This window comes from Thermotoga sp. 38H-to (assembly GCF_011057665.1).
In the GTDB taxonomy this organism is placed as follows: domain Bacteria; phylum Thermotogota; class Thermotogae; order Thermotogales; family Thermotogaceae; genus Thermotoga.
In genome coordinates, this window is sequence record NZ_LNFZ01000002.1 from 272646 (window position 1) to 294571 (window position 21926).

Annotated in this window: 23 protein-coding genes; 5 read left to right on the top strand and 18 right to left on the bottom strand. The window is 45.5% G+C overall.

What is annotated here, in order from left to right:
• Nucleotides 1-4 precede the first annotated feature (4 nt).
• The 3 genes from wecB (AS158_RS05455) to AS158_RS05465 are packed head-to-tail and all read left to right on the top strand — an operon-like array spanning nucleotide 5 to nucleotide 3677.
• Nucleotides 5-1063 carry a UDP-N-acetylglucosamine 2-epimerase (non-hydrolyzing) gene (wecB, locus tag AS158_RS05455; protein ID WP_165304654.1) on the top strand — a complete coding sequence of 353 codons (1059 nt, stop codon included), beginning with the start codon at nucleotides 5-7 and terminating at the stop codon, nucleotides 1061-1063.
• Between the two features lie 17 nt (nucleotides 1064-1080).
• Nucleotides 1081-2283 (top strand): glycosyltransferase family 4 protein, encoded by a 1203-nt coding sequence (locus AS158_RS05460; RefSeq protein WP_165304655.1) that lies wholly within the window; start codon nucleotides 1081-1083, stop codon nucleotides 2281-2283.
• Nucleotides 2280-3677 carry an oligosaccharide flippase family protein gene (locus tag AS158_RS05465; RefSeq protein WP_165304656.1) on the top strand — a complete coding sequence of 466 codons (1398 nt, stop codon included), beginning with the start codon at nucleotides 2280-2282 and terminating at the stop codon, nucleotides 3675-3677. The genes AS158_RS05460 and AS158_RS05465 overlap by 4 nt, the downstream gene beginning before the upstream one ends.
• A 454-nt stretch (nucleotides 3678-4131) precedes the next feature.
• Here AS158_RS05465 and AS158_RS05470 read toward each other — a convergent pair whose 3' ends face one another.
• The 10 genes from AS158_RS05470 to AS158_RS05510 all read right to left on the bottom strand — a co-directional run bounded on the left by AS158_RS05470 (nucleotide 4132) and on the right by AS158_RS05510 (nucleotide 13057).
• The gene (locus AS158_RS05470) at nucleotides 4132-5526 is read right to left on the bottom strand and encodes an ATP-binding protein (RefSeq protein WP_165304657.1); all 1395 of its coding nucleotides are present in this window, start codon (nucleotides 5524-5526) and stop codon (nucleotides 4132-4134) included.
• A gap of 255 nt (nucleotides 5527-5781) precedes the next feature.
• A complete protein-coding gene (locus AS158_RS09350) occupies nucleotides 5782-5904 on the bottom strand; it encodes a hypothetical protein (protein ID WP_277601178.1) in 123 nt (40 codons plus the stop codon).
• Between the two features lie 13 nt (nucleotides 5905-5917).
• On the bottom strand, nucleotides 5918-6274 hold the full coding sequence (locus AS158_RS05475) for a nucleotidyltransferase domain-containing protein (protein ID WP_165304658.1): 357 nt from the start codon (nucleotides 6272-6274) through the stop codon (nucleotides 5918-5920).
• Nucleotides 6225-6635, bottom strand: a complete 411-nt coding sequence (locus tag AS158_RS05480; protein WP_165304751.1) for a HEPN domain-containing protein — start codon at nucleotides 6633-6635, stop codon at nucleotides 6225-6227. The genes AS158_RS05475 and AS158_RS05480 overlap by 50 nt, the downstream gene beginning before the upstream one ends.
• 108 nt (nucleotides 6636-6743) lie before the next feature.
• The gene (locus tag AS158_RS05485; protein ID WP_165304659.1) at nucleotides 6744-7631 is read right to left on the bottom strand and encodes a DUF234 domain-containing protein; all 888 of its coding nucleotides are present in this window, start codon (nucleotides 7629-7631) and stop codon (nucleotides 6744-6746) included.
• 229 nt (nucleotides 7632-7860) lie between these two features.
• Entirely contained in the window at nucleotides 7861-9258 is a 1398-nt protein-coding gene (locus AS158_RS05490; protein WP_165304660.1) for a glycosyltransferase, read from the bottom strand.
• Nucleotides 9243-10307 carry a UDP-N-acetylglucosamine 2-epimerase (non-hydrolyzing) gene (gene wecB / locus AS158_RS05495; protein ID WP_165304661.1) on the bottom strand — a complete coding sequence of 355 codons (1065 nt, stop codon included), beginning with the start codon at nucleotides 10305-10307 and terminating at the stop codon, nucleotides 9243-9245. Before wecB (AS158_RS05495) ends, AS158_RS05490 begins: the two co-directional genes overlap by 16 nt.
• 4 nt (nucleotides 10308-10311) lie before the next feature.
• A complete protein-coding gene (locus tag AS158_RS05500) occupies nucleotides 10312-11463 on the bottom strand; it encodes a glycosyltransferase (RefSeq protein ID WP_165304662.1) in 1152 nt (383 codons plus the stop codon).
• The gene (locus tag AS158_RS05505) at nucleotides 11460-12182 is read right to left on the bottom strand and encodes a queuosine precursor transporter (RefSeq protein ID WP_165304663.1); all 723 of its coding nucleotides are present in this window, start codon (nucleotides 12180-12182) and stop codon (nucleotides 11460-11462) included. The genes AS158_RS05500 and AS158_RS05505 overlap by 4 nt, the downstream gene beginning before the upstream one ends.
• Nucleotides 12182-13057 carry an MBL fold metallo-hydrolase gene (locus tag AS158_RS05510; protein ID WP_165304664.1) on the bottom strand — a complete coding sequence of 292 codons (876 nt, stop codon included), beginning with the start codon at nucleotides 13055-13057 and terminating at the stop codon, nucleotides 12182-12184. Before AS158_RS05510 ends, AS158_RS05505 begins: the two co-directional genes overlap by 1 nt.
• Before the next feature lie 117 nt (nucleotides 13058-13174).
• Between AS158_RS05510 and AS158_RS05515 the strand changes: the two genes are divergently transcribed.
• Nucleotides 13175-13522 carry a hypothetical protein gene (locus tag AS158_RS05515; protein WP_011942977.1) on the top strand — a complete coding sequence of 116 codons (348 nt, stop codon included), beginning with the start codon at nucleotides 13175-13177 and terminating at the stop codon, nucleotides 13520-13522.
• 25 nt (nucleotides 13523-13547) lie between these two features.
• Here the strand turns inward: AS158_RS05515 and rpsR are convergent, their stop codons facing one another.
• From rpsR to AS158_RS05535, 4 genes are all read right to left on the bottom strand, one after another.
• Nucleotides 13548-13775: a 30S ribosomal protein S18 gene (gene rpsR / locus AS158_RS05520; protein ID WP_011942978.1), complete on the bottom strand. Its 228-nt coding sequence runs from the start codon at nucleotides 13773-13775 to the stop codon at nucleotides 13548-13550.
• 14 nt (nucleotides 13776-13789) lie between these two features.
• The gene (locus AS158_RS05525; RefSeq protein ID WP_011942979.1) at nucleotides 13790-14215 is read right to left on the bottom strand and encodes a single-stranded DNA-binding protein; all 426 of its coding nucleotides are present in this window, start codon (nucleotides 14213-14215) and stop codon (nucleotides 13790-13792) included.
• The gene (rpsF, locus tag AS158_RS05530) at nucleotides 14215-14601 is read right to left on the bottom strand and encodes a 30S ribosomal protein S6 (RefSeq protein ID WP_011942980.1); all 387 of its coding nucleotides are present in this window, start codon (nucleotides 14599-14601) and stop codon (nucleotides 14215-14217) included. Before rpsF ends, AS158_RS05525 begins: the two co-directional genes overlap by 1 nt.
• 76 nt (nucleotides 14602-14677) lie before the next feature.
• The gene (locus AS158_RS05535; protein ID WP_038054500.1) at nucleotides 14678-15133 is read right to left on the bottom strand and encodes a metal-dependent transcriptional regulator; all 456 of its coding nucleotides are present in this window, start codon (nucleotides 15131-15133) and stop codon (nucleotides 14678-14680) included.
• An 83-nt stretch (nucleotides 15134-15216) separates the two neighbouring features.
• On the opposite strand from AS158_RS05535, the gene AS158_RS05540 reads away from it, so the two are divergent.
• Nucleotides 15217-15525 (top strand): hypothetical protein, encoded by a 309-nt coding sequence (locus AS158_RS05540; protein WP_038054503.1) that lies wholly within the window; start codon nucleotides 15217-15219, stop codon nucleotides 15523-15525.
• Here the strand turns inward: AS158_RS05540 and AS158_RS05545 are convergent.
• Genes AS158_RS05545 through AS158_RS05560 form a run of 4 tightly spaced genes read right to left on the bottom strand, consistent with a single transcriptional unit; the run spans nucleotide 15513 to nucleotide 21891 of the window.
• A complete protein-coding gene (locus tag AS158_RS05545) occupies nucleotides 15513-16856 on the bottom strand; it encodes an FAD-dependent protein (RefSeq protein ID WP_165304665.1) in 1344 nt (447 codons plus the stop codon). The two genes, AS158_RS05540 and AS158_RS05545, sit on opposite strands and share 13 nt — an antisense overlap.
• A gap of 3 nt (nucleotides 16857-16859) precedes the next feature.
• Nucleotides 16860-18500, bottom strand: coding sequence for a CehA/McbA family metallohydrolase (locus AS158_RS05550; protein WP_165304666.1), 1641 nt, complete (start codon nucleotides 18498-18500; stop codon nucleotides 16860-16862).
• 13 nt (nucleotides 18501-18513) lie between these two features.
• On the bottom strand, nucleotides 18514-20619 hold the full coding sequence (locus tag AS158_RS05555) for a carbohydrate ABC transporter permease (RefSeq protein ID WP_165304667.1): 2106 nt from the start codon (nucleotides 20617-20619) through the stop codon (nucleotides 18514-18516).
• Nucleotides 20620-20628: 9 nt separating this feature from the next.
• Nucleotides 20629-21891, bottom strand: coding sequence for a sugar ABC transporter permease (locus AS158_RS05560; RefSeq protein WP_165304668.1), 1263 nt, complete (start codon nucleotides 21889-21891; stop codon nucleotides 20629-20631).
• Nucleotides 21892-21926 lie beyond the last annotated feature (35 nt).

The window sequence follows — 21926 nt, forward strand, 5'->3', positions numbered from 1 at the left end:
TCGAATGAAAGTACTCTCACTGGTTGGTGCAAGGCCTCAGATCATAAAAGAGGCGGTGCTTCACAGAAGGTTCAAAGAAAAGGGGATCAAAGAAGTTCTTGTTCACTCCGGACAGCACTACGACTACAACATGTCTGACGTGTTCTTTGAGATCCTTCAAATCAGAAAGCCAGACTACAACCTCAACGTGGGATCCGGAACCCACGGTGAAATGACCGGAAAGATCATGATAGAGTTCGAAAAGGTCCTTTTGAAGGAAAGGCCAGATCTTGTTCTCGTGTACGGTGACACGAACACAACACTTGCTAGGGCTCTTGTTTCTGCAAAACTGAAGATACCCGTTGCCCACGTTGAGGCAGGTATCAGACAGAAACCAAAGGACATGCCAGAAGAGATCAACAGGGTGGTCACAGACCATGTCTCTCAGATCCTTTTCTGTCCCAGTGAACTTGCCGTGGAGAACCTGAGAAAAGAAGGCATTACAGAAGGTGTTTATTTCACCGGTGATGTGATGTATGACTTATTTTTGAAAATGAAGCCGCTGTTTAGATATGATTTGTTCAGAACGCTGGGTTTAAAAGAAAACGGGTACATTGTATGTACGATACATAGGGATTTCAACACAGATGTTCCAGAAAGATTGAGAGAAATACTTGAGCAGCTCAGAAGATTATCGAAGAGATATGAGGTAGTATTTCCAGTGCATCCTCGAACTGCAAAAAGAATAAGAGAATTTGGACTGGCTGAATTGCTAAATGAAATCCTTGTGATAGAACCTGCCGACTATCTCAACATGATGGGCCTGATAGAGAAAAGCAGATTTGTGATAACAGACTCTGGAGGACTGCAGAAAGAAGCCTACTGGTGTGGGAAAAGAGCGATAGTGGTGATGCCAGACACAGGCTGGAGAGAACTCGTCGAGGCAGGCTGGAACGTTTTGAGTGAACCAGATGAGATCACAGAAAAATCAGAGTATATTGACAATCATGTCAGTCTTCCAGAGAATGTCTATGGTGAGGGCAATGCCAGTGAAAAGCTCGCAGAAGTGATCCTTCAACTCTAGCCAGGGAGGATAGGAAGTTGATGGTTCTCATCCTGACAAATCTCTTCCCAACAAAAGACAACCCAAACTCAGGTATCTTCATAACAAAAAGGCTGAAGGAGCACGAAAAACTCGGCGTTGATTTTACGGCCGTTTCGCTGGCGTTCAGGGATAAGGGAAGACTTCTAAGTCTTCTAAGAAGCCTTCTACGCAAACCTTCTGAAGTTCCTCTTAAAGAACTGGAAGGAGTGTCTTTCAAGCCTGTTTTTGTTGAAAGAGGGCTTTTTGATGTAGTTGTTCAGAAGTTCTGGACAATGAAAAGAGCACTTGAAAACCTCACGGATCGATTTGCTGAACAGGTCGTTCAAAACTTTCCAAAACACACTGTCATCCACGCACACGGGATGTATCTTCCCGCACCAGCAGGTGTTGTTGCAAGGAAGGTCTCTGAGATCTGGAACGTTCCTTACGTTGTGACGCTTCATGGAAGCGATGTGAACCTGAACATGGCAAGACGTGATGTGAGAGATATATACCTGGAAACTCTAGAAAACGCCGCAAGATGTATCTTTGTAAGCAGAGCACTCCTTGAAAAGGCAAAATCTTTTGGATACTCTGGACAGAACGCAGTTGTGATACCAAATGGGTACGATCCAGATGTGTTCAAACCCATGGACAAAAATGCCGTGAGAAAAGAACTTGGAATATACAAAGAAAACACACACTACGTGGGCTTTGTTGGAAATCTTATCCCCATAAAAAGGGCAGATAAACTTCCTGAGATATTTGGGAAAATAGCGAAGGAACTTCCCAACACCAGATTTTTGATCGTTGGAGATGGAGTGTTGAAAGATAAAATACTAAAAGAGATGAAAGGACTCGATGTTGTCTTTACTGGAAGGGTGGTGCAGACAAAGGTTGCAAAATATATGAACGCAATGGACGTGATGGTGCTTCCAAGCAGAAATGAAGGCTGGCCCTGTGTCGTTCTTGAAGCCCAGGCCTGTGGTACATGTGTGATTGGAAGCAGTAACGGAGGGATACCAGAAGCGATAGGATTTCCAGAGTACGTTATTGAAGAAGGAGATCAATTCGAAGAGAGATTCGCAAAAAGAGTGATTGAGGTTTTAAAAGAAGGATACGATGTAAACAGACTTCTGGAAAGAGCGAAAGGATTCACATGGAGGAATATAGTAGAAAAGGAGATAGGTGTATACAAGCGAGTGGTGCAGAAACCATGAAGCAGTATTTGAGAGGCTTTCTATCTTTTTCGTTAGGTACCTGGTTTCGTGCGATAATTGGTTTCATTTCCACTCCCGTCATCAGCTACTTGATCGTGCCCGAAGAGTTCGGCCGTGCTTCGATGTTCACGTTAGTGTACAATGTAGCTCTGCTGTTTTCCCTTCTTGGACTTGATCAGAGTTTTGTAAGGTATTACTACGAAAAACAGGACAAGAGTGAAACCTTTTGGAACTGTCTAATACCCTCCGTTGTTTTCGGAATGGGAATTTCAGTAATTTTCATATTGTTTGAAAGACCCTTGAGTGTGCTTTTGTATGGAAAACATTACCGCTGGATCGGTTTACTTTTTGCCTTATCACTGCTCACTGGAATTCTACAGAGATACAATCAACTCTCCATTAGAATGCAAAAGAAAGGGATTTTATTTTCTACGCTGGATATCATTTCTTCTCTGGGTAATTTTGGAGGAACAGTATTGTTTGTGTTGATCGTTTCGGGAAGTTTCTATGCAATCGTATTTGGTCAAATGGTTGGAAATATCTCTGCCTTAATAGCTGGATTTCTTGCCGATAGATCCTCCCGCAAATTCGCAAGGTTGAATTTAAACCTTCTGAGAATTTTCCTGAAGTACGGCCTTCCTTTTGTACCTTCTTCTCTCCTGTACTGGCTTTTCTCGTCGATAGATAGAATCTCTCTGCGACAATATTCCACCTTTACAGAAATAGGTCTCTACAGCGCTGCGTTCAAGATTGTCTCGGTAATTCAGTTATTACAGAGTGGCTTCACTACCTTCTGGATACCCGTTGCCTATGAAAAATATGAGTTGAACAACGATTCGAAAGAGTTTTTCAAAAAGGCGAACACGATAGTCAGTGCTGTTTTGTTTGTAGCCGGCATTTTTGTTCTTGGATTCAAAGATCTCATATTTCTGCTGTTCGCCAAAAGCTACAGAGAAGCATCGTACATCGCACCGTTTTTGATACTCTATCCGATTATGTACACGATCTCTGAAACCACTGTTTTAGGCATCAACTTCTCCAAGAAGACCTACTGGCATATTGTCATCACAGGTCTTTCTGCCATTGCGAATTTCCTAGGCAATACGTTACTTGTTCCCATACTTGGTGCAAGAGGAGCTGCTGTATCAACAGGACTTTCCTACATTCTCTTTTTTACACTGAGAACAGTCATTGCGAAGAAGTATTATCCCGTTGATTTTGACCTTGGGAGAATCTATTTGTGCACCCTTTTGACAATCACTGTTGCTGCAGCCGGCACATTTGTGAAAAACTATGCGTTCTACGGCATCCTCTGCGTTCTAGTGATGCTTGCTATCTTACTGATTTACAAAGATGCGTTTTCCTACATAAAGAATCAACTCAGAAAAAAGTGATTTGAAAGCAACAAACAGGGCACAAAAGGACTGTTTACATATATTTAGAGGAAAAGAATTCTCCATCCCAGTTCCCGCTTTTACAAATCAGAGTCGCATTAGACACCAAAGTAATCTATCGAATACACCACCGTACATCACCATACTGTCAAATATGATCTTTTCGGAAAAGCGTTTCAACTGCCATACTTGTGAAAATCCCAGTGGGAGAGATGAAGAATTACGAAGACACGGTAGAAACCAGAGGAAGACAGTCTACCTTCCACAGTTCCATCAGATAGCAGAGTCTTTCTTCAATTTTTGTTGTATTATCATCCACTCCCATTCTGATGTATCATATATCAATACAGAACTTAAAATTCTGGAAATCATTAGTAGAACTTCATCGGAGAAACTATAGTTCAATTTGACCTATCCACAGGTTAAAATTTGGAAAATTTGACCTTTCTGTAGGTCAGTCTCTTTCGAACACAGCAAAGAAAAGCCACGCGGGGATGACTACGATATCTTCATCTTTGAAAATTGTCTCCTGGGTAACGAGAATTCCTTTTTTGAAGACTCTTTTCATTCCAAAGTAGTCAGATCTATGTATCTTGTTCTGGTATTTAACCTCCACCGGTATCAAGGAACCTTTGTGTTCGAAAACGAAATCTATTTCATTTCCACGATCTGAGTACCAGAAAAACGGTCCGCTGTAGAGATTTGTTCCATTTTGCAAGGTCTTGCCGTCTCCAAGAAGATGTCTGAGAGTTATCATTTCTATGATTTGAGGAAACTTGATCTGCTTTCCGCTGATCTCTTCAATGATATCGACCACAACTCTATCGATGGGATACGTCTTCTTCTGTTTCTTCAATCTGACAGTTTTTCTGGAAATATCCACGAAAAACACGTTCATCAGAATGAAGCTGTAACCAAGATACTCGAAATATTTCTGAATCGTGTCAACACTTTCTATAGCGCCACTGAATATGTCAACAAGGGAGTTCCATGTAAAACGCTGCCCCACTATATCTGGAAGTTTTTTGAAGATCTCTATGATCTTAATCCTCGATCCCAGGTATTTCTCCGCGTCTCCCAGGATGAAATCTCGAAAAACTCCTTTCGTGATCTCGTCGATCTTGCCTTCTTTCAGGAAAACATCTATCACTTTTGGAAATCCACCTGTGTTCAGGTATTTCACGAAGTACTCCTTCAGAAAAGAGTTCTTGAGATACAGAATTCGAAGTTCTTCCTCGCTTTTCGAGAAGATATCATCCACCGACATTCTTTCCACCGAAACTCCAAGGCTTTTTAGAAATTCTCTGAAGGTGAGAGGAAGATACACCAGGTCTTCACCGTAACCCTTTCTTCCTGGAAGTCTTTCACTCGATCTCTTCAGATCGAAAGCGGAGGAACCTGTGAGTATGAGCAGGAAATTTTCAAGCAAACCGATGTCTACCAGATATTTGATGGATTTCTGCCAGTCTTCCACCGCGGTTATCTCATCTATGAATAGGTATCTTGTTTCACTGGCTTTCCTTTCGAAAATCTGAAAATAGATCTTCATCGTTTCTATCAATTCGAATCTATCTTTCACAGCGTCGCATGTGAAAAAGAAAATGTTCGATGGTTTCACACCGTCTCTTAAAAGCTTCCTTATGTAGAGTTTTAAGAACGTAGTTTTTCCTACCTGGCGAGGCCCTCTTATTGTGTATATCCCGGGTTTGTTCGGCGGAATCTTCTTGAAGAGATTTTCTGGAAAGTATTTGAATGTGCTGTTTTCGAACATCGATATGTGTCGATCAATGTTTATGACCTCTGGGTCTCGCCACCACGGATTCATAATGTAAAGCTCGTCCATCCTCACTGCGAACCACTCCCTGGAGAGATTTCATCTTATTTTACCATACTCGTTCGAATTTATCTATCTCATTCGATAAAAACGTACGAATTTATCGAATTGGTTCGATAAATATCGACGTGTTTGATTTTCAAGTCACGTCCGCCTGAGAAAGCTGTCGAACCTGTCCGGTGTCTGTCGAGTTTGTCGACGATGTCGAGCTGGTAATAGGAATTTGTAGTATAATCTAAACAAAACAGAAAAGCAGAACAGGGGTGGTTTTTATGAAACGAACAGTGGCTGATCTTTTGAGTGTTCTGGTAGACAGACCAGAGAGAGAAGGTGAACATAATCTCTGGATTCAATATCAGATATTTCAACACTCTCAAGCACAAAAATTCTCATCTATAGAACCTCTTCAAATATCTTCTTTCCTGTAAACAACCACTCCGTTTTCGATCATCTTTTCGACGGTCTTTTCTATCTGCTTGTACTCACTCAGGGAATAGACGTGAGGTTCGAGACCTCTCAATTTGATGGTCCTTTTCACTATTTTGTAGGCGTCTTCTTTGATTGGATCATCATACACCACGAGGAGATCGATATCACTGAAGGCGGTGAAATTCCCCTTTGCATAAGAGCCAAAAAGCACAACAAGCTTTACAGGAAGTACCTTCAAAAGCTGTGGGAGGGAGTTTCTGATTATCTCCAGGACCTTTTCCCGATCATATTCTGGATAGAAGATCTTCGCAGAACCTGACGATCTTTTCGGCATAGTCCACCAGCCTTTCGGCTTCGGTTCTGGAGTACCTGTTTCTGGGAGATCCGGAAGGAAGGGCATCCGGGTACCTGGTGGGGATATAGGCTTTGTCCAGTTCGAGGGCGAAATCCATGAGTTCTTCAGGAATTTCAAAACGGCTGGAGAGTTCCCCGAGCAAATCCGCTACAGAATGTCCCCATACCTGTGCACCCATTCTCTGGAACACAGCTCTCACAGCTTTTTCTGCTGCCTGCTGAGAAGAAAAGCATGCCCAGTTGTAGAAGCCGTGCTCCAAATCGTGTTTTGCATGCTCCAGATCATCTTTTGCCGCATCCAACCAGTCTTTGCTTCTCTCCAGATCAATACCACCCTTCACTGAGAGTTTTTCCAATTATTTATTATACTCTGCCGGTTTGAAAAACTGTTGCCCCTTTCGATACCTGCCGCGTCTTTGATAATACCGGGATAGATAAATTCAAATTCATTATTCAGAAGAATACTTTCGTTTTTCTTCTCTAACTATTTTTTCAATTTCATCATCCGAGAGATTGTTCAATCCTTTTTCCAGAGAAAACATCCGTAATTTCTCAACAGCTATTTGAACTCTCATCTTTTCTATGAAATCCAGAATTTCTTTTGGATCTCCATCGATTCTCATGACAACAGCCTTCGGCTTTCCATTCACTGTGATGACCGCTTCACTGTCTTTCCAGAGCACTGCTGGATTGTTCCTGATATCTCTAATCGAGACAAAGCGCACATTATCACCTCCATTGATATCACCATCGTCACATTCGAAGAGAAGCACGTTATTCTCTTCTCTCGACTTTCGAATGAACTCTTTTGTGAATCCGTTGAGGGAGAAGAAAACATACAATGGTCTTTCAACCACGTTCAATTTTTTAGATCTTTCAACCAGTTTGTAGTAGAGATCCACATCGACCTGTGAGTTTGTGTACTTGCATTCCCCAAGAAGAACCACCCTGTCTTCGCTGTCGACTCCAACGATATCTATTTCATCTTCTCCATCCCACCACTTTCCCACTCTTGAAGCCAGAACTGGAAGTTCTCCCTTCAGGCTCATTCGTGTAACTTTTTCCCTGCAGATGTCTTCGTAAACAAAACTCACGTGTTTTTCCTTGAAAGTCTTCTTTATCACATCAATGACAAAACTCGTCTGGCCAATTTCTACGTAACTCCTGTAAGGATAGATGTACTTGAACCAGAAATCCAGAAAATAATCCTTTATCCTGTACAATCCCCGCTTGCTTTTCTCCGAGGAACGTTCTGTTACTGGTACTTCCCTTTCCAGAAGGCCAATATCTACTAATCTGCTCAGATAGTAGCTGAGTTTGTGCTGTGCCACTCCCATGACACTGGCGATTTTTCCGAGTTTTTTGTTTCACATAGCAATTGTTTTCATGAGGGAAAAGTAGGTTCCTATCTCTTTCACTTCCTGGCCGAGTAAAAAGTATGGTTCTTCGAAGAAAACTGTGCTAATATCTTTCACTATTTTCTGACCTTTAAGGCTGATGGCCTAAAAAACAGAAAAATTCTCTTTCAGAATCATAAGTTTGACTTCACCACTTGAGACAAAATTCTTAAAGAGACTCAATGAATTCCTCGAACGCCTTCACCTGGTGTTCGATGGTCCAGCCTTTTTTGATCACGTAGTCTCTGTACCTCTTCGAATCGTAGTCTTCTTCGACGATCTTTTGAACCGCTTCATCAACACTGTTGAAGAGAAACTCATCATCGTAGAACTCACGTGCACCAGGGAAGTTGTGAATCACTGGTTTTATTCCTTTCGCCATCGCTTCCATTATATTGTAAGGGTGTCCCTCATGAAAACTTGTTGATAGAATGTAGTTCTTATCTTTCCACCACGCATCTATATCGTCGACCCATCCGTAGAAGATCACATTGTTCTCGAGCTTCATTTCTTTAACCAGGTGCTTTATGTAGATTTCGTACAGCTCATCTTTGAACTCTCCCGCCACGTGCAGTGTGTACCTGGTATCGATCTGAACAAGACGTCCCATGATCTCGAGTGCCAGATGAAGATTTTTACGAGGGATGATACCTGCCACCCAGCCAATGTCGAAACCTTTTGACTTTTCTTCAAAAGATACCTTCTCCAAGTTCAAACCATTGTGGATCACAACCGTTTTTTCGGGGAGCTTTGTTCCTCTTTCTTCGACAATCTTTTTCACCGATTCGGAAACGAATATGACTCCATCAAGATTCTGCCAGTTTATCAGAGAACTGTTTTCCTTCAGAAAACTGTAAGTTCTGAACGCCTCATACCTGTGGAGTCTGACGAATGTTTTCTTTTTTCTCTTCAAAAGGCTCGCCACCACTGCCACCGGAGAGGCCCACTCTATCCAGACAACGTCGGCCCATCTCAGTGCTCTTTTCAAAGTGTTTGGAAAAATAGAGAAAAGGAATCTTACAACCAATGGTTTCAGCATGTTCCTGCCGTAAAGCACCGCAAGAGCGCTGAAAAAGAAATAATATTCCTTCTTCGGAACAGAAAATTTCCTCACCCAATATTTCTCCGAAAGTCTTTCTATCAGATCATCGGTGAACGCGTCTGCACCTTCTGCCACGACAACGGCTATTTTTTTCTTGTCCAAGCTTTCCTCAAGTTTTTTCTGTGCTTCTTTTAGCTTATTTCGAACACGATCACTTCCCTCATGAGAGTGTTTGAGAGATTTTTTGTACCATTTCACAGCTGTTTTGAAATCACCTTCAAAGGATAGAACATCTCCGAGAATCTCCTCCATCGATGGGTCCGAACCAAAGAGTCTCAGATATTGAAGAGCGAATCTTTTCGCAGTTCTCCACCTTTCAAGCCGATGAAAAATAACAGCAGAGTAGTAGATCGCTTCTTTGTCTTCTGGATTTTCTGAGAGAATTCTTCTGAAAAAGCCGTACGCTTTTTTTAATTCGCCTCTCCTGAAACTTTCGATCGCTTCTTTCTTCAACTCCGAAACCATTCCTCTATCACCTCAACGATCTTTCCAGCGGCGTTTCCGTCACCGTACAGTCCTGATGGATATTCCGAACGGTCTTCTTCCATGGTCACGTCGAAGAGATTCTCTTCACTGGCTAACTTGTTCCATCCCGCTTCGACGAGTTCTCTCCAGCCCGTATCCGGCATCACGACTATCGCTCTTTTCCCTGCAAAGTACGCTTCTTTCTGAAGACCCCCACTGTCCGTCACCACTTTCCAGCACCTTTTTACAAGTCCCATGAGGTTCAGATAATCCACCGGGTCTATCACAACCATACCTTCCAGGAGGTTTTCAAGACCGAATTCCTTCACTCTATTTTTCGTCCTGGGATGGATGGGAAAGACTACTTTCTTCTCTCTGGAGATTCTTTTGAGTTGCTCTAAAATCTTTCTCAGTTTTACTGGATCGTCCACGTTGAAATCCCTGTGAAGGGTGACAAGAACGAATTCATTTTCTTTCAGCCCCAGCTTTTCGAACACATCGTATCTGAATCTATCCTCCATTTTGAGGAAAAGATCGTACATCACATCCCCCACAAAGTAAACTCCTTCTGTGATTCCTTCTCTCTCGAGATTCTTCACCGCGAGTTTGCTTGGACAGAAAAGAATCTGAGAGACGCGATCTGTGACGATCCTGTTTATCTCCTCTGGCATGTCTTTGGGATGCTGCCTCAAACCCGCTTCAACGTGGGCGACAGGTATTTTGAGTTTTGCAGCCACGAGCGCACCAGCAAGGGTTGTGTTGGTGTCGCCGTAAACCAGAACAAGATCAGGTTTTTCCCTGAGGAGAACCTTTTCAAACTCGATCATGATCTTTCCCGTCATTTCTCCATGGGTTCCAGATCCCACGTTGAGATTGTAGTGAGGTTGTCTGATCTCAAGAATTTCAAAGAACACATCTGACATGTTGTAGTCGTAGTGCTGTCCGGAGTGAACGAGGATCTCCTCTATCCCCTTCTCTTTGAATTCCCTGTGAAGCACCGCCTCTTTTATGATCTGAGGCCTTGCACCGACCAGCGAGAGTACTCTCATGCGATCACCTCATATTCAGGATTTTTTCTATGAGAGGTTTCATCTTCGCTTCCCAGCTGAGTTTCTCTTCGGCATATTTTCGCATTTTTAAGGAGTAATTTTCGTTCTTTATATTTTCATAAAAAGTCACTATAGCATCAATATTCACGGGAGACTCATCCGCTGGTACTCTGAATACGTATTTAAAACTCTGAGGAAAATCCGGATCGTTGGATGAGATTACAAAAGGAATTCCTCTTGCACAGTACTCTCTATTCTTAAGGGCGCTTTCTACAAATATTCTTTTCCGATGATTTCCCAGACTTCCCAGAGCAACATGTGCAATGTCGAATATCCTGTTCAGTTCCTCACCGTATTTCAATCCGTGAAAGATAACGTGCTCTTCCATTCTCAGTTCTTCTGTGAGCTTTTTCAACTTCGGAAGTTCAGGTCCATCTCCCACAATGTGAAAGTAAACTTTCTTCTCTGGGTTGTCTCTGTAATATCTCTCGAGTCCTTTTATAACTCTATCATAACCGTGCCAGTACCTGAGGCGCGCAACACCTATGAGGTTCAGGACATCATCGTCAGGGGCAGGCTTTTTAAGGGGAATATCAGAAAAGTCCACTCCATTGGATAGCGTGATGAATTTTCCGCTGTCGGCCCCTTTCTTTTCTCCAAAAGTCACAATAAGATCGACCAGATTGTTTACCCTTTTGTATCGAGGATAATACATCAAAAAGAATACAGGGCCGTAAGTCTTGAAAAATTCGTGACCGAAAGGGTATGTTGGGTATTCAAATATGATTTTCGTATTTTTCTTTTTTAAATCTTTCAAAAGACCAATCGCTTCCTTTACGGGCAAAAACGCTCTAATGTACGTGATATCGAAATCCTTAAGTTCTCTATTCACGGTTTCAAAGAACCACTTTGTTCTTTCAAGCACCTTGAACACTTTTACTAAGAAACTGTCATTCTCGCTGAACAGGTACTCTTCTGGGATAGAAATACGTCTCTCCACTTGCCAGTCACCGTTGTAAACGATGAGTTCGTTCTTTTCAAGCGTGAAAAGATACGAATCAAAATACTTTGAGAAAATCTTCATTTGAGATATCAGTTTCTTTCTCACACCGAGGTTCTTGTCAAAGAAAATGTAAGCTACATAAGCGAGTCTCACGATCGTTCCTCCCTGTAAAAAAGTTTCTCAGGATTCTGATCCAGCAACCACCCCACACCCTTCACTACAACCCACGTGTCAAAGTAGTCGAAGAGCCACTCAAAGAGTGTGGTCCAGATCAGAAAGACCGTGATCGTTCTCAAGGAAAAGTACCCGGTGAGGGCTCCGTAGAAGAAGATCACGTTGTCCACAAGCTGGGCCAGTTTCGTTGCGGCGTTGTCGCGGAGCCACAGGTGTTTTCCGAAAAGGCCCTTCGTTCGCTTCAAAAAATCCTGAAACCTTGCCTTGAATATACCAGACGCGACGAACGCAAGCCAGCTAAAGAGCGTGGTTCTCCAGACGGGAAGAAAAAGAGCCTTCATGTGTTCGTGTGCCCAGTCTTCACTGGAAGGGATGTAACCGAGTGCGATCAACATCCCCATCAGAAATACAACCTGGGCAAAGAAACCCACCGCCACCAGCTTCTGCGCCTCTCTGTACCCGTATACTTCGGTTACGATGGCGATCAACGTGACAAAGAAAGGTCCAAGGAAAACCCCGGCATACAGTTGGACACCCGGAAGCAATTCGTAAGCCTTCAAAACGGCGACGTTCATGTAGAGAACAAGAATCGCCCCAAGGGCGTACATTCCTTTCAGATCGAAAAAACGTATCGCAAAGAAAACAAGGAGAACTCCCACGAGATACTCGAGTCCAAGAAATACCCAGTTCACCAGCATCAGCACCGCCTCCACACAAGAACGTTGTCTCTGAATTCTCTTTCAATCTCTTTCCTATCCAGGAGAAAGCTGAGGTACGCGTGAACGGTGGATCTGTAGAGTACGTACTGAGTAAGGTTTTCCAGAGTGATTTCGAATCTGTCGAAGAGATGTTTCATCAGTTCGTCTGTGCTCACGGGACTTGCTGTGATTTCCAGAACGGCGCTGATAATGTTCTCGACTGCCTTTCTGTTTTTCTCCACAAGTTCACCGATATCTCGAGTCACCTCTCCATGAGACGGAACGTAGCAGCTGTAGTTTGTCTTTTCAAGAAAGTCGAGCGTTTCAAGGAACTTCTCCACGTTGTAGATGACGAATATTCTGTGTTTTCTCAGTGTTTCTTCAGAAAACACGGCGTCTGCGCAGAAAAGGACACCATCCACAGCCACTCCGATCTGGTTCGGTGAGTGTCCAGAAAGAGGTACTATCTCAAGATCCACGCTCTCAATCGTGATGGTTCCCTCTTCGATCGCCTCATCGACAGCGGAGGGGTCTGCCATGAGAAACTTGTTTCTGAGTTCACCTGGAGGATGAGCACCGTACAGGTAGAAAGGCTCAAAGACGGTGTTTTCTATGATCTCTTTTTCCATCTTTGGGGCGAACACGCGGGTGGAGAAGCGCTTTTTCAGAAAGGCGTTCCCACCGCAGTGGTCGGCGTGAGAGTGGGTGTTTATGAGATACAAAGGAGGCTTTTCCAGAAGTCGAGAAATCTTTCTTGGCACGCTCTCATCGAGCCCGCTGTCCACGAGAACGGCGGTGCTTTCTGTGTACACAACACCTATGTTCACCGGATTTGGAACGTAGGCCACTCTCTCTGTGAGACGCTTTATTTCCACGGTTTCAGGACCTCCCGAAGATCGAGTCTTTGGAAGACCATACCGGCTACTTGATTTTATCCTCCACAAATGGTAGTATTTCTCAGAGCCCAGTTTTTTGTCAAGGAGGTTTTTATTATGAGTATGCACGAACATGAGCATGAACATGAACACGAACACACAACGGAAGTTTTCAGCCTGATCGATCAGGATGGAAACGAAGTCTTCTTCCACAAGCTGGGAGAAGTGGAGGACGAAGGAAATCTCTTCTGGGTCTGCGAAGAGGTCTTTCTGAACGACGCAAGAGACATGATCGAAGACCTCGGTGAAGTCTACATCTTCAAAGCGGAAGAAACCCCCGAGGGTGTTATGCTTGAAGGAGTAGAATACGCAACGGCTCAGAAAGTCTTCGAAAAGTGGCAGAACAGCATACCCGATATCGAAGAGATCTTCTTCGAAGAAGACACTGAAGAGGACGGAGAATGAAGAAGGGCGCTTCAGCGCCCTTCTTTCATATCTTCAGGTATGGAAGGAGTCCCATCTGTCTTGCCCTCTTGATAGCTACCTTCACCATTCTCTGGTGCTTTGAACAGTTTCCGGTGAGCCTCTTTGGTATGATCTTTCCCTTGTCGGTGAGAAATTCACTGAGAAGCCTTGTGTCTTTATAATCAACGTAGTCCAATTCCATTTCACAGAGTCTGCACTTCTTGACCTTCTTTCTTTTTCTCTTGTAAGCCATCAAACACACCTCCCTCAAAATGGTGGTTCATCTTCACTGAAAGTATCGCTGGAAAAGTCTTCCTCCGGTATCTCCAGTTCCTCTTCAGTCTCGTTGACCGTTTCAGCAGGTTTTCTGTCCATGAATCTAACAACGTTTGCGACAACCTCCGGAGATACCCTTTTTTCTCCAGACGGTGTTTCCCATCTTCTCATTCTCATTTCACCTTCGATGAGAACAAGCCTTCCCTTGGTGAGATAGGTTCCCGTGAATTCTGCGAGTCTTCCAAAGGTAACAACATTGAAGAAATCCGTTGTCTGAGCATCGTCCGGCGCGTTCTTTCTGGGAACCCTGTCCACCGCTATCGTGAAGGTGGTGACGGGAGTTCCGCTGAGCGTGTATCTCTTTTCAGGATCTCTCACGAGTCTTCCTATGAGTATGATCTTGTTGAAGAAAGACATTAAGCTTCGGATCCTCCTTCACCTGTCTCGACAGCTTCAGCAGCTGCCTTTTCTCTCTGCGCCTTTCTCTCTTTCTTTTCCAGATCGAACCTTCTGAAGGTCTGCCATCTGATGATTTCGGGTGTCACTCTGTAGAAATTCTCCAGCTCCTGAAGGTTCTGACCATCGCACCTGAAGTAAATCACCGTGTAATCTCCTTCGCTGAACTTCTTGATCTCGTAGGCGAACTTTCTCATACCCATCCTTTCCACTTTTTCGATCTTTCCCTTGACTCTTTCTTCGATGATCTTCTTGACTCTTTCGACGAGATTTTCTCTCTCTTCCTCTGGAACGTTCGGTGCGATGATGAACATGCTCTCATAGATCCTCTCTTTCACGTAAGCCACAGAAACCCACCTCCCTCGGACGTTCGGCCCCACCTCCGGATGGGTGGAGCGGGATTTCACTTTCACGATTATACCATCATCTTCTGAGTCTGCAAAGAGTCGGAAACTTTCCTGTTTCCAGATATTCTTTGAAGCCTTTTATGCATATCGGAGTTATTTGCGGACAGTATGTGAGAAAGTTCATGAAATCGACGACCCTGTCGGCGATGCTCTCCTCGAGGTTGAAAAAGATCTCCCAGGCACCTTTTTCTGCCTCTTCTTCGTTGAGGAAGAGGATCTTCTTCAGAAATTCTTTCAGGTTGTTGAATCGCTCCATTTCTTTTTGAGCGAGCTCCATTCCCTTTTTCGTCAAAGAGATAGGGCCTCTTCTCACGTAATTTATGAACTTTTTGGTTGCGAGGTCCTCCAGAATCTGCTTTGCGGAGGGCATTTTCACTTTCAGGAAGTCCGATACTTTCTTCAGTCTCGTGCTTCCCTCTTCAGTTGTTAAAAGAACAGCGAGGAGATACCTTTTTTCGGTTGGTGACAACATATTTCTACCTCCCTTTAAGGTTATTCTAACACAGATTTTAAAGTGGTAGAATATTCTCGAGTTCGGATGAGGGAGGGATAGACTTGAGATTCTTCGGAATGGTTCTGATACTTCTCGGTGTGCTCATCCTTCTTTCCGTCTTCAACGTGTTCGATGTCTCGTTCGGAAAGTTTCTTGGAATCGCCTTCGCTGCTCTCTTCGGGTACGCGGGGGTCAATGCGCTCGTGAAAAAAGGCTTTCCAAACGGCCTCGTCTCCTGTGCCATAGCTACCGTTCTGTTTCTTCACGTCTTCAACGTGCACAGGTTCACCTTCTGGGAAGGTTTCGTCGTTTTCTTCTCCGTTCTTCTCATAGAGTGGGGCTTTTTCGCTATCCTGTCTCACAGGGATTGAATCTTCATTCCGAGGGCTCTCATGTACCCCATCGAGGTGGCGTACTGGATCGATCTGGTCCATCCGGAACAGTCTCCCACCACGTGTAGTCCTTCCACGATGTCGTTCAGGAACTTGTTCGTGTAGAACTTCACCTCGACGGCGTAGAGCAGGTTGTCGAAGTAGGAAGCCCCCGGTATGACCTTCTCTAAGTTCTCAATGAAATCCACAAGGGATTCTCTGATCTTCGATGGAAAGACGAGGTTCGCGTCTCCCAAAATGTAACTTTCGGGATCCAGAGTGGGATGAACCCTTCCGAGCCTCTTCGTCCTTCTGAACTCTTTGAAATCCCCGTACGTCTGCAGAATCACCTTCTCTCTGTCGCCGGCTAAGATGTTCGCGAGTTTTGCGAGGTTAACACCGTATCCCGTGGGATCCCTGAACGGCTCTGTGAAACGTGTCGTGACGAGAATGGCGAAGTTCGTGTTCTCCGTTTTGTGAAGGCTGTCAGAATAGCCGTTCACCGTGGTGAAGTCTTCGTACTTCTCCAAGGTCACCTTCCCCGCTGGATTCTGGCAGAAGATCCTGCAGATGTAACCTGTTTTGGTCCTGTATCTAACCTTCACTTCGTACATATCGGAGAACGGATCCATCACGTGGTTTGGAAGCTCGTATCTGATCCCAATGTCGACGAACTGGTTCGGTCTGACAAGCTGTGGATACTTCTCTTTAAGGCACTCCATGAGTCTGTGTCCACTTCTTCCAACGGCGATCACGATCTCGTCGAACTTGAATTCTCCGCTGTTTGCCCGTACCCGGTGGGGAGGGCCGAACTCCACATCCTCCACGGTAGTTCCGAAGAGAAACTCTATGTTCTCGAAGGAAGAGAAGTACTCGTATATGTTTTTGTTGGTCTCCTTCAGGATGTCCGTTCCCAGATGGAAGAAATAAGACTTCACCGGCTCGAAACCGTGGTGATAGAAGAGCTTGTAGGTCTCCTCGTTCGAGAAGGACTCTCCGAACTCTATCTTTCTGCCGTCCCTTTCGAAAGATTTCAGGTAGTTCACGATGCCCCCTCTTTTATCGGCAGTGGGAGTGTAGCCGGAGAACTTCAGGTAGAACTCCACCGTCTTCGCCTGTATCTCAAGGGGAATGTAGATCTCTCCTCCCATGCCGTGGGAGATGAAGATCTTCCCGTCCATTCTCACACCGGAGATGGTGTTGTGGGAGTAGTCTTTTCCCCTTTCCAGAACGATGATCTTGTAGTCTTTCACCCTTCCACTCTCTATGAGTCCGTTGATGAACCCGATGGCACTCGCTCCAAAGCCGACTATTCCAAGCCTCTTCAACATCCATCACTCCTCGAGCAGTTTCCTTCTCAATTCTTCGAGTGTGACAACCTCCCCTTTTATCTTCTCCAGATAGATCTTCCTGTACTCCTCGTCACCACCCGGGACGATGTATATCTTGCCCTTGAAATTCTCAATGGCCTCGATCTCTTTGTCCGAAAGCTTCTTTGCAAAGCTCAATCCACCTTCTTTGGGAGTTGAGACGATGAGGATGTCCACACCCTCCAGGTCTTTCAGCATCACTTTCGGGTACTTCACGTTGTATCCTCTCTTTTCCAGTTCTCCCGCGAGCGCTTTGAGTTCCTCCAGATAGTCGTTCTCGTGAAGGGTGTCGATCATGATCACACCCTTCAGCTTTTCTTTCACGAAGAAAACGCTCGACTGAACGAGTTTCCCGTCCACAAGGAAAGAAACACGATGGTAGCCTTTCTCCAGCGATCCTGTGGGAACGACGAATCTCTTCACCTGGTACGGTGAGAACTTCAGCTCTACCTCTCTCAACGAATTCCCATCGAGAAGAACGGAAAGCTTCACATTCTGGTCTTCACCGGTCACGTTGTAGATCTCGAAGTAGACCTTCGCCGATTCACCGTCGTGTATCTCTTCTGGAGAGATCCTCACACTGTTCACGTAGACAGAAGAAGGAATCTGAAACCAGATCGGTGAGGTGACTATCTCGTCACCGTCGAACTGTTTCATGTAAACGAAGTACCACTCGTATCCATCGGGAGGTATGACTGAGAGAGTCAGATTCAATCTCTCTGTGTTCGGTCTGAGTTCCAAAACGGTCCCGCTCTGAGAGATGACGGCAAGGTAGAGGAGTTTTTCTGTGTCTTCGTACTCGAGGTTGATCTTCTGGGGAGAGAGATCTTCCACAAAAACGATGTCTCCCATCAGATGGGTATCGCTCTTCAAAAGAACTTTGACGTTCTTGTCTTCGCTTCCGAAGGTGTGCCTCTTCCAGAGGGCGTCCATTATGTCGTCGTAGGTCAGAGCGTCCGCCACGATGCCGGTTCTTCCCTCGTTCGCGCTTCCCCAGTTGGGCTTGTGGTTGTCCTGTCCCACGGTGGCACCGAGGTGCCATCCTTTGTTCAGCGCGAGGATGTAGTTTCCGAACATCTCCTCGTTTATCACGTCTCCTGAGGCCCAGTTCCCGTTTCCTACCTCGATCAGGTTCACGTACTGGTCCGCTTCCGGGAAGTACCGGAACGAATCGAAGGTCCCAAAGGTGCTTATGGGATGGTTGAACTGGGCGAGCTTTTTGTGTTCGGCGAGCCACCTGTAGAAACCTTCGAGGGAACTTTCCTGGTTTCTGTCGATCCACTCGAGAGACTCGTACACGTTTATGTGTCCCACTCCCGCGGTCCACTCGAAACCCTGAAGTGCGACGAACTCACCGTCTTTTGTGTGCCTCTCCGCGGCAAGCTTCGTCAGATAAGGCTTCGTATTTCCATCGATCTTCTGGGTGAAGTAGTAGGCGTGGTCCGTTATTGCGAGAACGTCGAGATAACTCTTCGCATACTCGTAGGCCTGGTCTGGTGTTCCAGAACCATCTGAATAGGAGGTGTGTGAGTGAAGGTTTCCATAGTATATCCCTCCAAAGACCACACAGGAGAGAACGAGCAACAAGAGAACGAGCTTTTTCATGCTATCACCTCTTTCATTTCAATCCGGTCCTCGCGATTCCCTGGATGAAGTACTTCTGGGTGAAGATGAAGAGTATCACCACGGGAAGAATCGAGAACGTAGCGGCCGCCATGAGCAGGTTGTACTGTGTTCCAACATCGGAACTGAACGCCTGAAGTCCCACGGGCAGTGTTCTGTACTTTTCGCTGTTTGTGACGATGAGGACCCACAGGAACGCGTTCCAGCTTCCGACGAATTTGAGAAGTGCAGAGGTGATGACGGCAGGCCTGCTGAGAGGCACCACCATCTGCCAGAGAAACCTCCAGTGAGAACATCCGTCTATCTTTGCAGCATCGAAGAGTTCCCTTGGTATGGTCAGAAAGTGCTGCCTCAGAAGGAATATCGCGAAGACACTGACGATCCAAGGAATTATGAGGGCGTAGTAGGTGTCAATCCAGCCGAGTTTCGAGATCGTGATGAAGTTGGGAACGAGGAGCACCTCTCCCGGGATCATCATGGTCGCAAGGAAGAGACCGAAGATGAAGTCTCTTCCGGGAAAGACCATCCAGGAGAAGGCGTACGCGGCGAGAGATGCGGTAACCACCTCGAGCAGAGTGGTTATCGTCGCCACAAAAAACGTGTTGAAGTAGTACCTTGGGAAGGGTGCTGCGTTCCAGGCATCGACGTAATTCTGGAAGATGTTAGCCAGCACTTCGGAGAACGAAAATCTGAGTTTCACAGAGTCGATGGGTTCATCACTCAGGAAAACGGAAGGGACACCCTCCAGAAGGATTTCTATCACTTCGCCACCCTTCACACGGACTTCCTTCACAAAATCAGGAGCGTCCACAATCTTCCAGGAGCTCATCGCGTCTTCGTAGGCTTTTCTGAGGATCGCAACGCTTTTGAGATAACTGGCCACTTCGTTGAGAAGGTTTTCATCCAGATCGAGTTGAGAGAGTTTCGACTTCAACACTCTGTAGGTGCTGCTTTCAGCGAGTTTGATGTCCATCTCAGCGACCATTTGAGAGAAATTTTCTGTTTCGATCCCGTTTTCCTGTGCGAGAGAGATCAGAGAAGAGACAACCGGCTTCGTCGAAGCGATGGTGAGGAGATCCACTTGGTACTTCTCCGAGAGCTCTTTCTCCTTCAAAGAGACATAGCTTTCAACGGGATTTTTTGACTCTCTCAGTAGTCTTTTTACAAGCTCTCTGTCAGGGAAGTCTTCGATCTTTTTCAAAAAGAGCGCTTCTCTTTCATCCTTTTTCATCGAGCGGGCGACGATGTCTTTTTCCACGGTGAGGTTCTGAACACTCTGGAAGAAGTCGCTGACCTCGAGATAGTAAGAAACGTTTCTCTTCACCTCTTCGAAAGGAGAGACTACGTTCTTTCTGTAGACAGGAACGAGCGGATTGTCTCCAGAGTATTCGAGCCGTAAACCATCGAGAAGCTCATAGAGTTTCTCCACTTCTTCGTCGGAGAGAACGAGAGTGGTACCCGATTTCATGCTGAGCACTTCATTCTGGAAAGAAGAAAGATCTCCACTCACGGTCTCGAGAAACGAGAGATATCTTTTCCTTTCTTCCTCATCTTTTATCCTGACGTCCGCAAATCGATTCATCTGAGAGATGGTCCGCAGAGCACCCTCTACTGAACTCAGAATTTCGTTCACCAGTTTTGCACGTTGAAGGTACGGATCCGCACCGCTCTTGTAGTAGATGAAGAACTGTTCGAAAAACTCTTCCGGTGTTTTCCAGGAGAATTCCACCGGGGATTTCGAGGAGAGTTCTTTGACTTTTTCAACATCTACCCCCGTTGTGTATCTTGCCCCTTTGAGAGGGATCACCATCGTTCCTCTTTGGAACGGGTCGTCGTTCACCGTGATGGTGAGCAGATTTTTTTCGGCCGTTTTCAAAGCGTACGCTTCTCTCAGGCTGACTCCCTTTGCGACCCTCTGAACACCAGGTTTCAGGATCGTTTTCACGTCGCGCGAAAAAGCGAAGTTCTTCGTGTAGAAGCTCGGGGGCCACTGCTGAACCTCCGAAGGTGCTTTAAAGGAGGTGAGCAGCATCCAGATGAAAGGTCCCAGCATGACAACGGCACCGAATACGAGGAGAATGTATATGACCAGCTTCTTCACACTATCACCTCACGAAACATATTCGACCGCTCTTTTTCCAACCCTGTACTGGATGAAGGTGAAGATCAGAATGATCGCAAAAAGAATATAGGCTGCCGCCGAAGCAATTCCCATTCTCTGTTGTCTGTAGAACAGATCGAACACGTAGTAAACGAGCGTCATTCCGCTGTTGTTGTACGGTCCCGGAAGCCCATCGTAGAGAACGTAGACTTCCGCGAAGACCTTGAAGGCTCCTATCAATGAGACGATGAGCAGAAAGAAGGTCGTCGGTGACAAAAGCGGCCAGGTGATGTAGAAGAACTTCTGCAGGGAATTTGCACCATCCACCTCAGCCGCTTCGTAGTAAGACCTGTCTATGTTCTGGAGCCCCGCGAGGAAGATCACCGCATCGTACCCTACGGTCTTCCAGACGGAGACGATGGCTATCGTGGGAATAGTCCATCTTTCGTCTTTCAACCAGGAGATGGGCTCCATGTTGAACAGAGAGAGGATGTAGTTCAAGAGACCGAATTCGTCGTTGAAGATCCACTTCCAGACAAGAGAGATTGCAACAACTGATGTGACGAAGGGTATGAAGTAGGCGGTCCTGAAGAACACCCTGAACTTCACGTTGCTGTTCAGAAGAAGGGCGATCACGAGAGAAAGGAAAATCTGCGAAGGAACGCTCAGTATCACGTAGTACAGTGTGTTGGTGAGCGACTTCAGGAAGAGATTCTTGTCCTTCGCGTCGAGCAGGAAGTTCACCAGCCCAGGAAGAGACGAGCTCAGCTCCACGAAAACGAAGACCGCAAGAAACAGAATGAACCAAAGCCAGGTGTTCTTGAGTTCCACCCGTTTGAAGTCGTACAACAGCCAGCTCCAGGAGATAGCCGCAGCCAGAAAAGAGAGGATGGGATTTTCCGCGTTGAAGAGGTTCAAAACGATGTAAATCAATACAATGAGAGTGTTGGAAACGATGCCTGAGAGGGTTCTTTTCCTGATCAGATGGACGATCAGCATCACAATCGCACCGGCAACCGCGAGATGAAAGAAGGTGTTCAGAACGGTGAAAACGAAAGAGTACTTCGGTGGATAGTCGAACTTGAAGATCTCGATGTAGTTATCAAGTCCCGTGAAGTATGGATTCTTCATGTTTCTGAAATCCCACTTGAAGAAACTCAGAACAAAAGAGAATCCAACTGGCCAGAAAACGAACATCCCAAGAACCACAAGGGACGGAAGAAGAAAGAGGTACGCAAGAACTGCTTCTCTCAGCTTCTTCGATGGTTTCATACTCAGACCTCTCTTTCCTTGAGTTTCTTCACATT

What these genes read in the sequence shown, in the direction of transcription:
- AS158_RS05515 (WP_011942977.1), top strand. Translation starts at nt 13,175, where the DNA reads ATGAGTATGCACGAACATGAGCATGAACATGAACACGAACACACAACG.
- AS158_RS05535 (WP_038054500.1), bottom strand. Translation starts at nt 15,133, where the DNA reads ATGTTGTCACCAACCGAAAAAAGGTATCTCCTCGCTGTTCTTTTAACA.
- AS158_RS05465 (WP_165304656.1), top strand. Translation starts at nt 2,280, where the DNA reads ATGAAGCAGTATTTGAGAGGCTTTCTATCTTTTTCGTTAGGTACCTGG.
- wecB (WP_165304661.1), bottom strand. Translation starts at nt 10,307, where the DNA reads ATGAGAGTACTCTCGCTGGTCGGTGCAAGGCCTCAGATCATAAAAGAG.
- AS158_RS05560 (WP_165304668.1), bottom strand. Translation starts at nt 21,891, where the DNA reads ATGAAACCATCGAAGAAGCTGAGAGAAGCAGTTCTTGCGTACCTCTTT.
- AS158_RS05475 (WP_165304658.1), bottom strand. Translation starts at nt 6,274, where the DNA reads ATGCCGAAAAGATCGTCAGGTTCTGCGAAGATCTTCTATCCAGAATAT.
- AS158_RS05545 (WP_165304665.1), bottom strand. Translation starts at nt 16,856, where the DNA reads ATGTTGAAGAGGCTTGGAATAGTCGGCTTTGGAGCGAGTGCCATCGGG.
- rpsR (WP_011942978.1), bottom strand. Translation starts at nt 13,775, where the DNA reads ATGGCTTACAAGAGAAAAAGAAAGAAGGTCAAGAAGTGCAGACTCTGT.
- AS158_RS05550 (WP_165304666.1), bottom strand. Translation starts at nt 18,500, where the DNA reads ATGAAAAAGCTCGTTCTCTTGTTGCTCGTTCTCTCCTGTGTGGTCTTT.
- AS158_RS05525 (WP_011942979.1), bottom strand. Translation starts at nt 14,215, where the DNA reads ATGTCTTTCTTCAACAAGATCATACTCATAGGAAGACTCGTGAGAGAT.
- AS158_RS05490 (WP_165304660.1), bottom strand. Translation starts at nt 9,258, where the DNA reads ATGGTTTCGGAGTTGAAGAAAGAAGCGATCGAAAGTTTCAGGAGAGGC.
- AS158_RS05485 (WP_165304659.1), bottom strand. Translation starts at nt 7,631, where the DNA reads ATGGGAGTGGCACAGCACAAACTCAGCTACTATCTGAGCAGATTAGTA.
- AS158_RS05505 (WP_165304663.1), bottom strand. Translation starts at nt 12,182, where the DNA reads ATGCTGGTGAACTGGGTATTTCTTGGACTCGAGTATCTCGTGGGAGTT.
- wecB (WP_165304654.1), top strand. Translation starts at nt 5, where the DNA reads ATGAAAGTACTCTCACTGGTTGGTGCAAGGCCTCAGATCATAAAAGAG.
- AS158_RS09350 (WP_277601178.1), bottom strand. Translation starts at nt 5,904, where the DNA reads ATGAGAATTTTTGTGCTTGAGAGTGTTGAAATATCTGATATTGAATCC.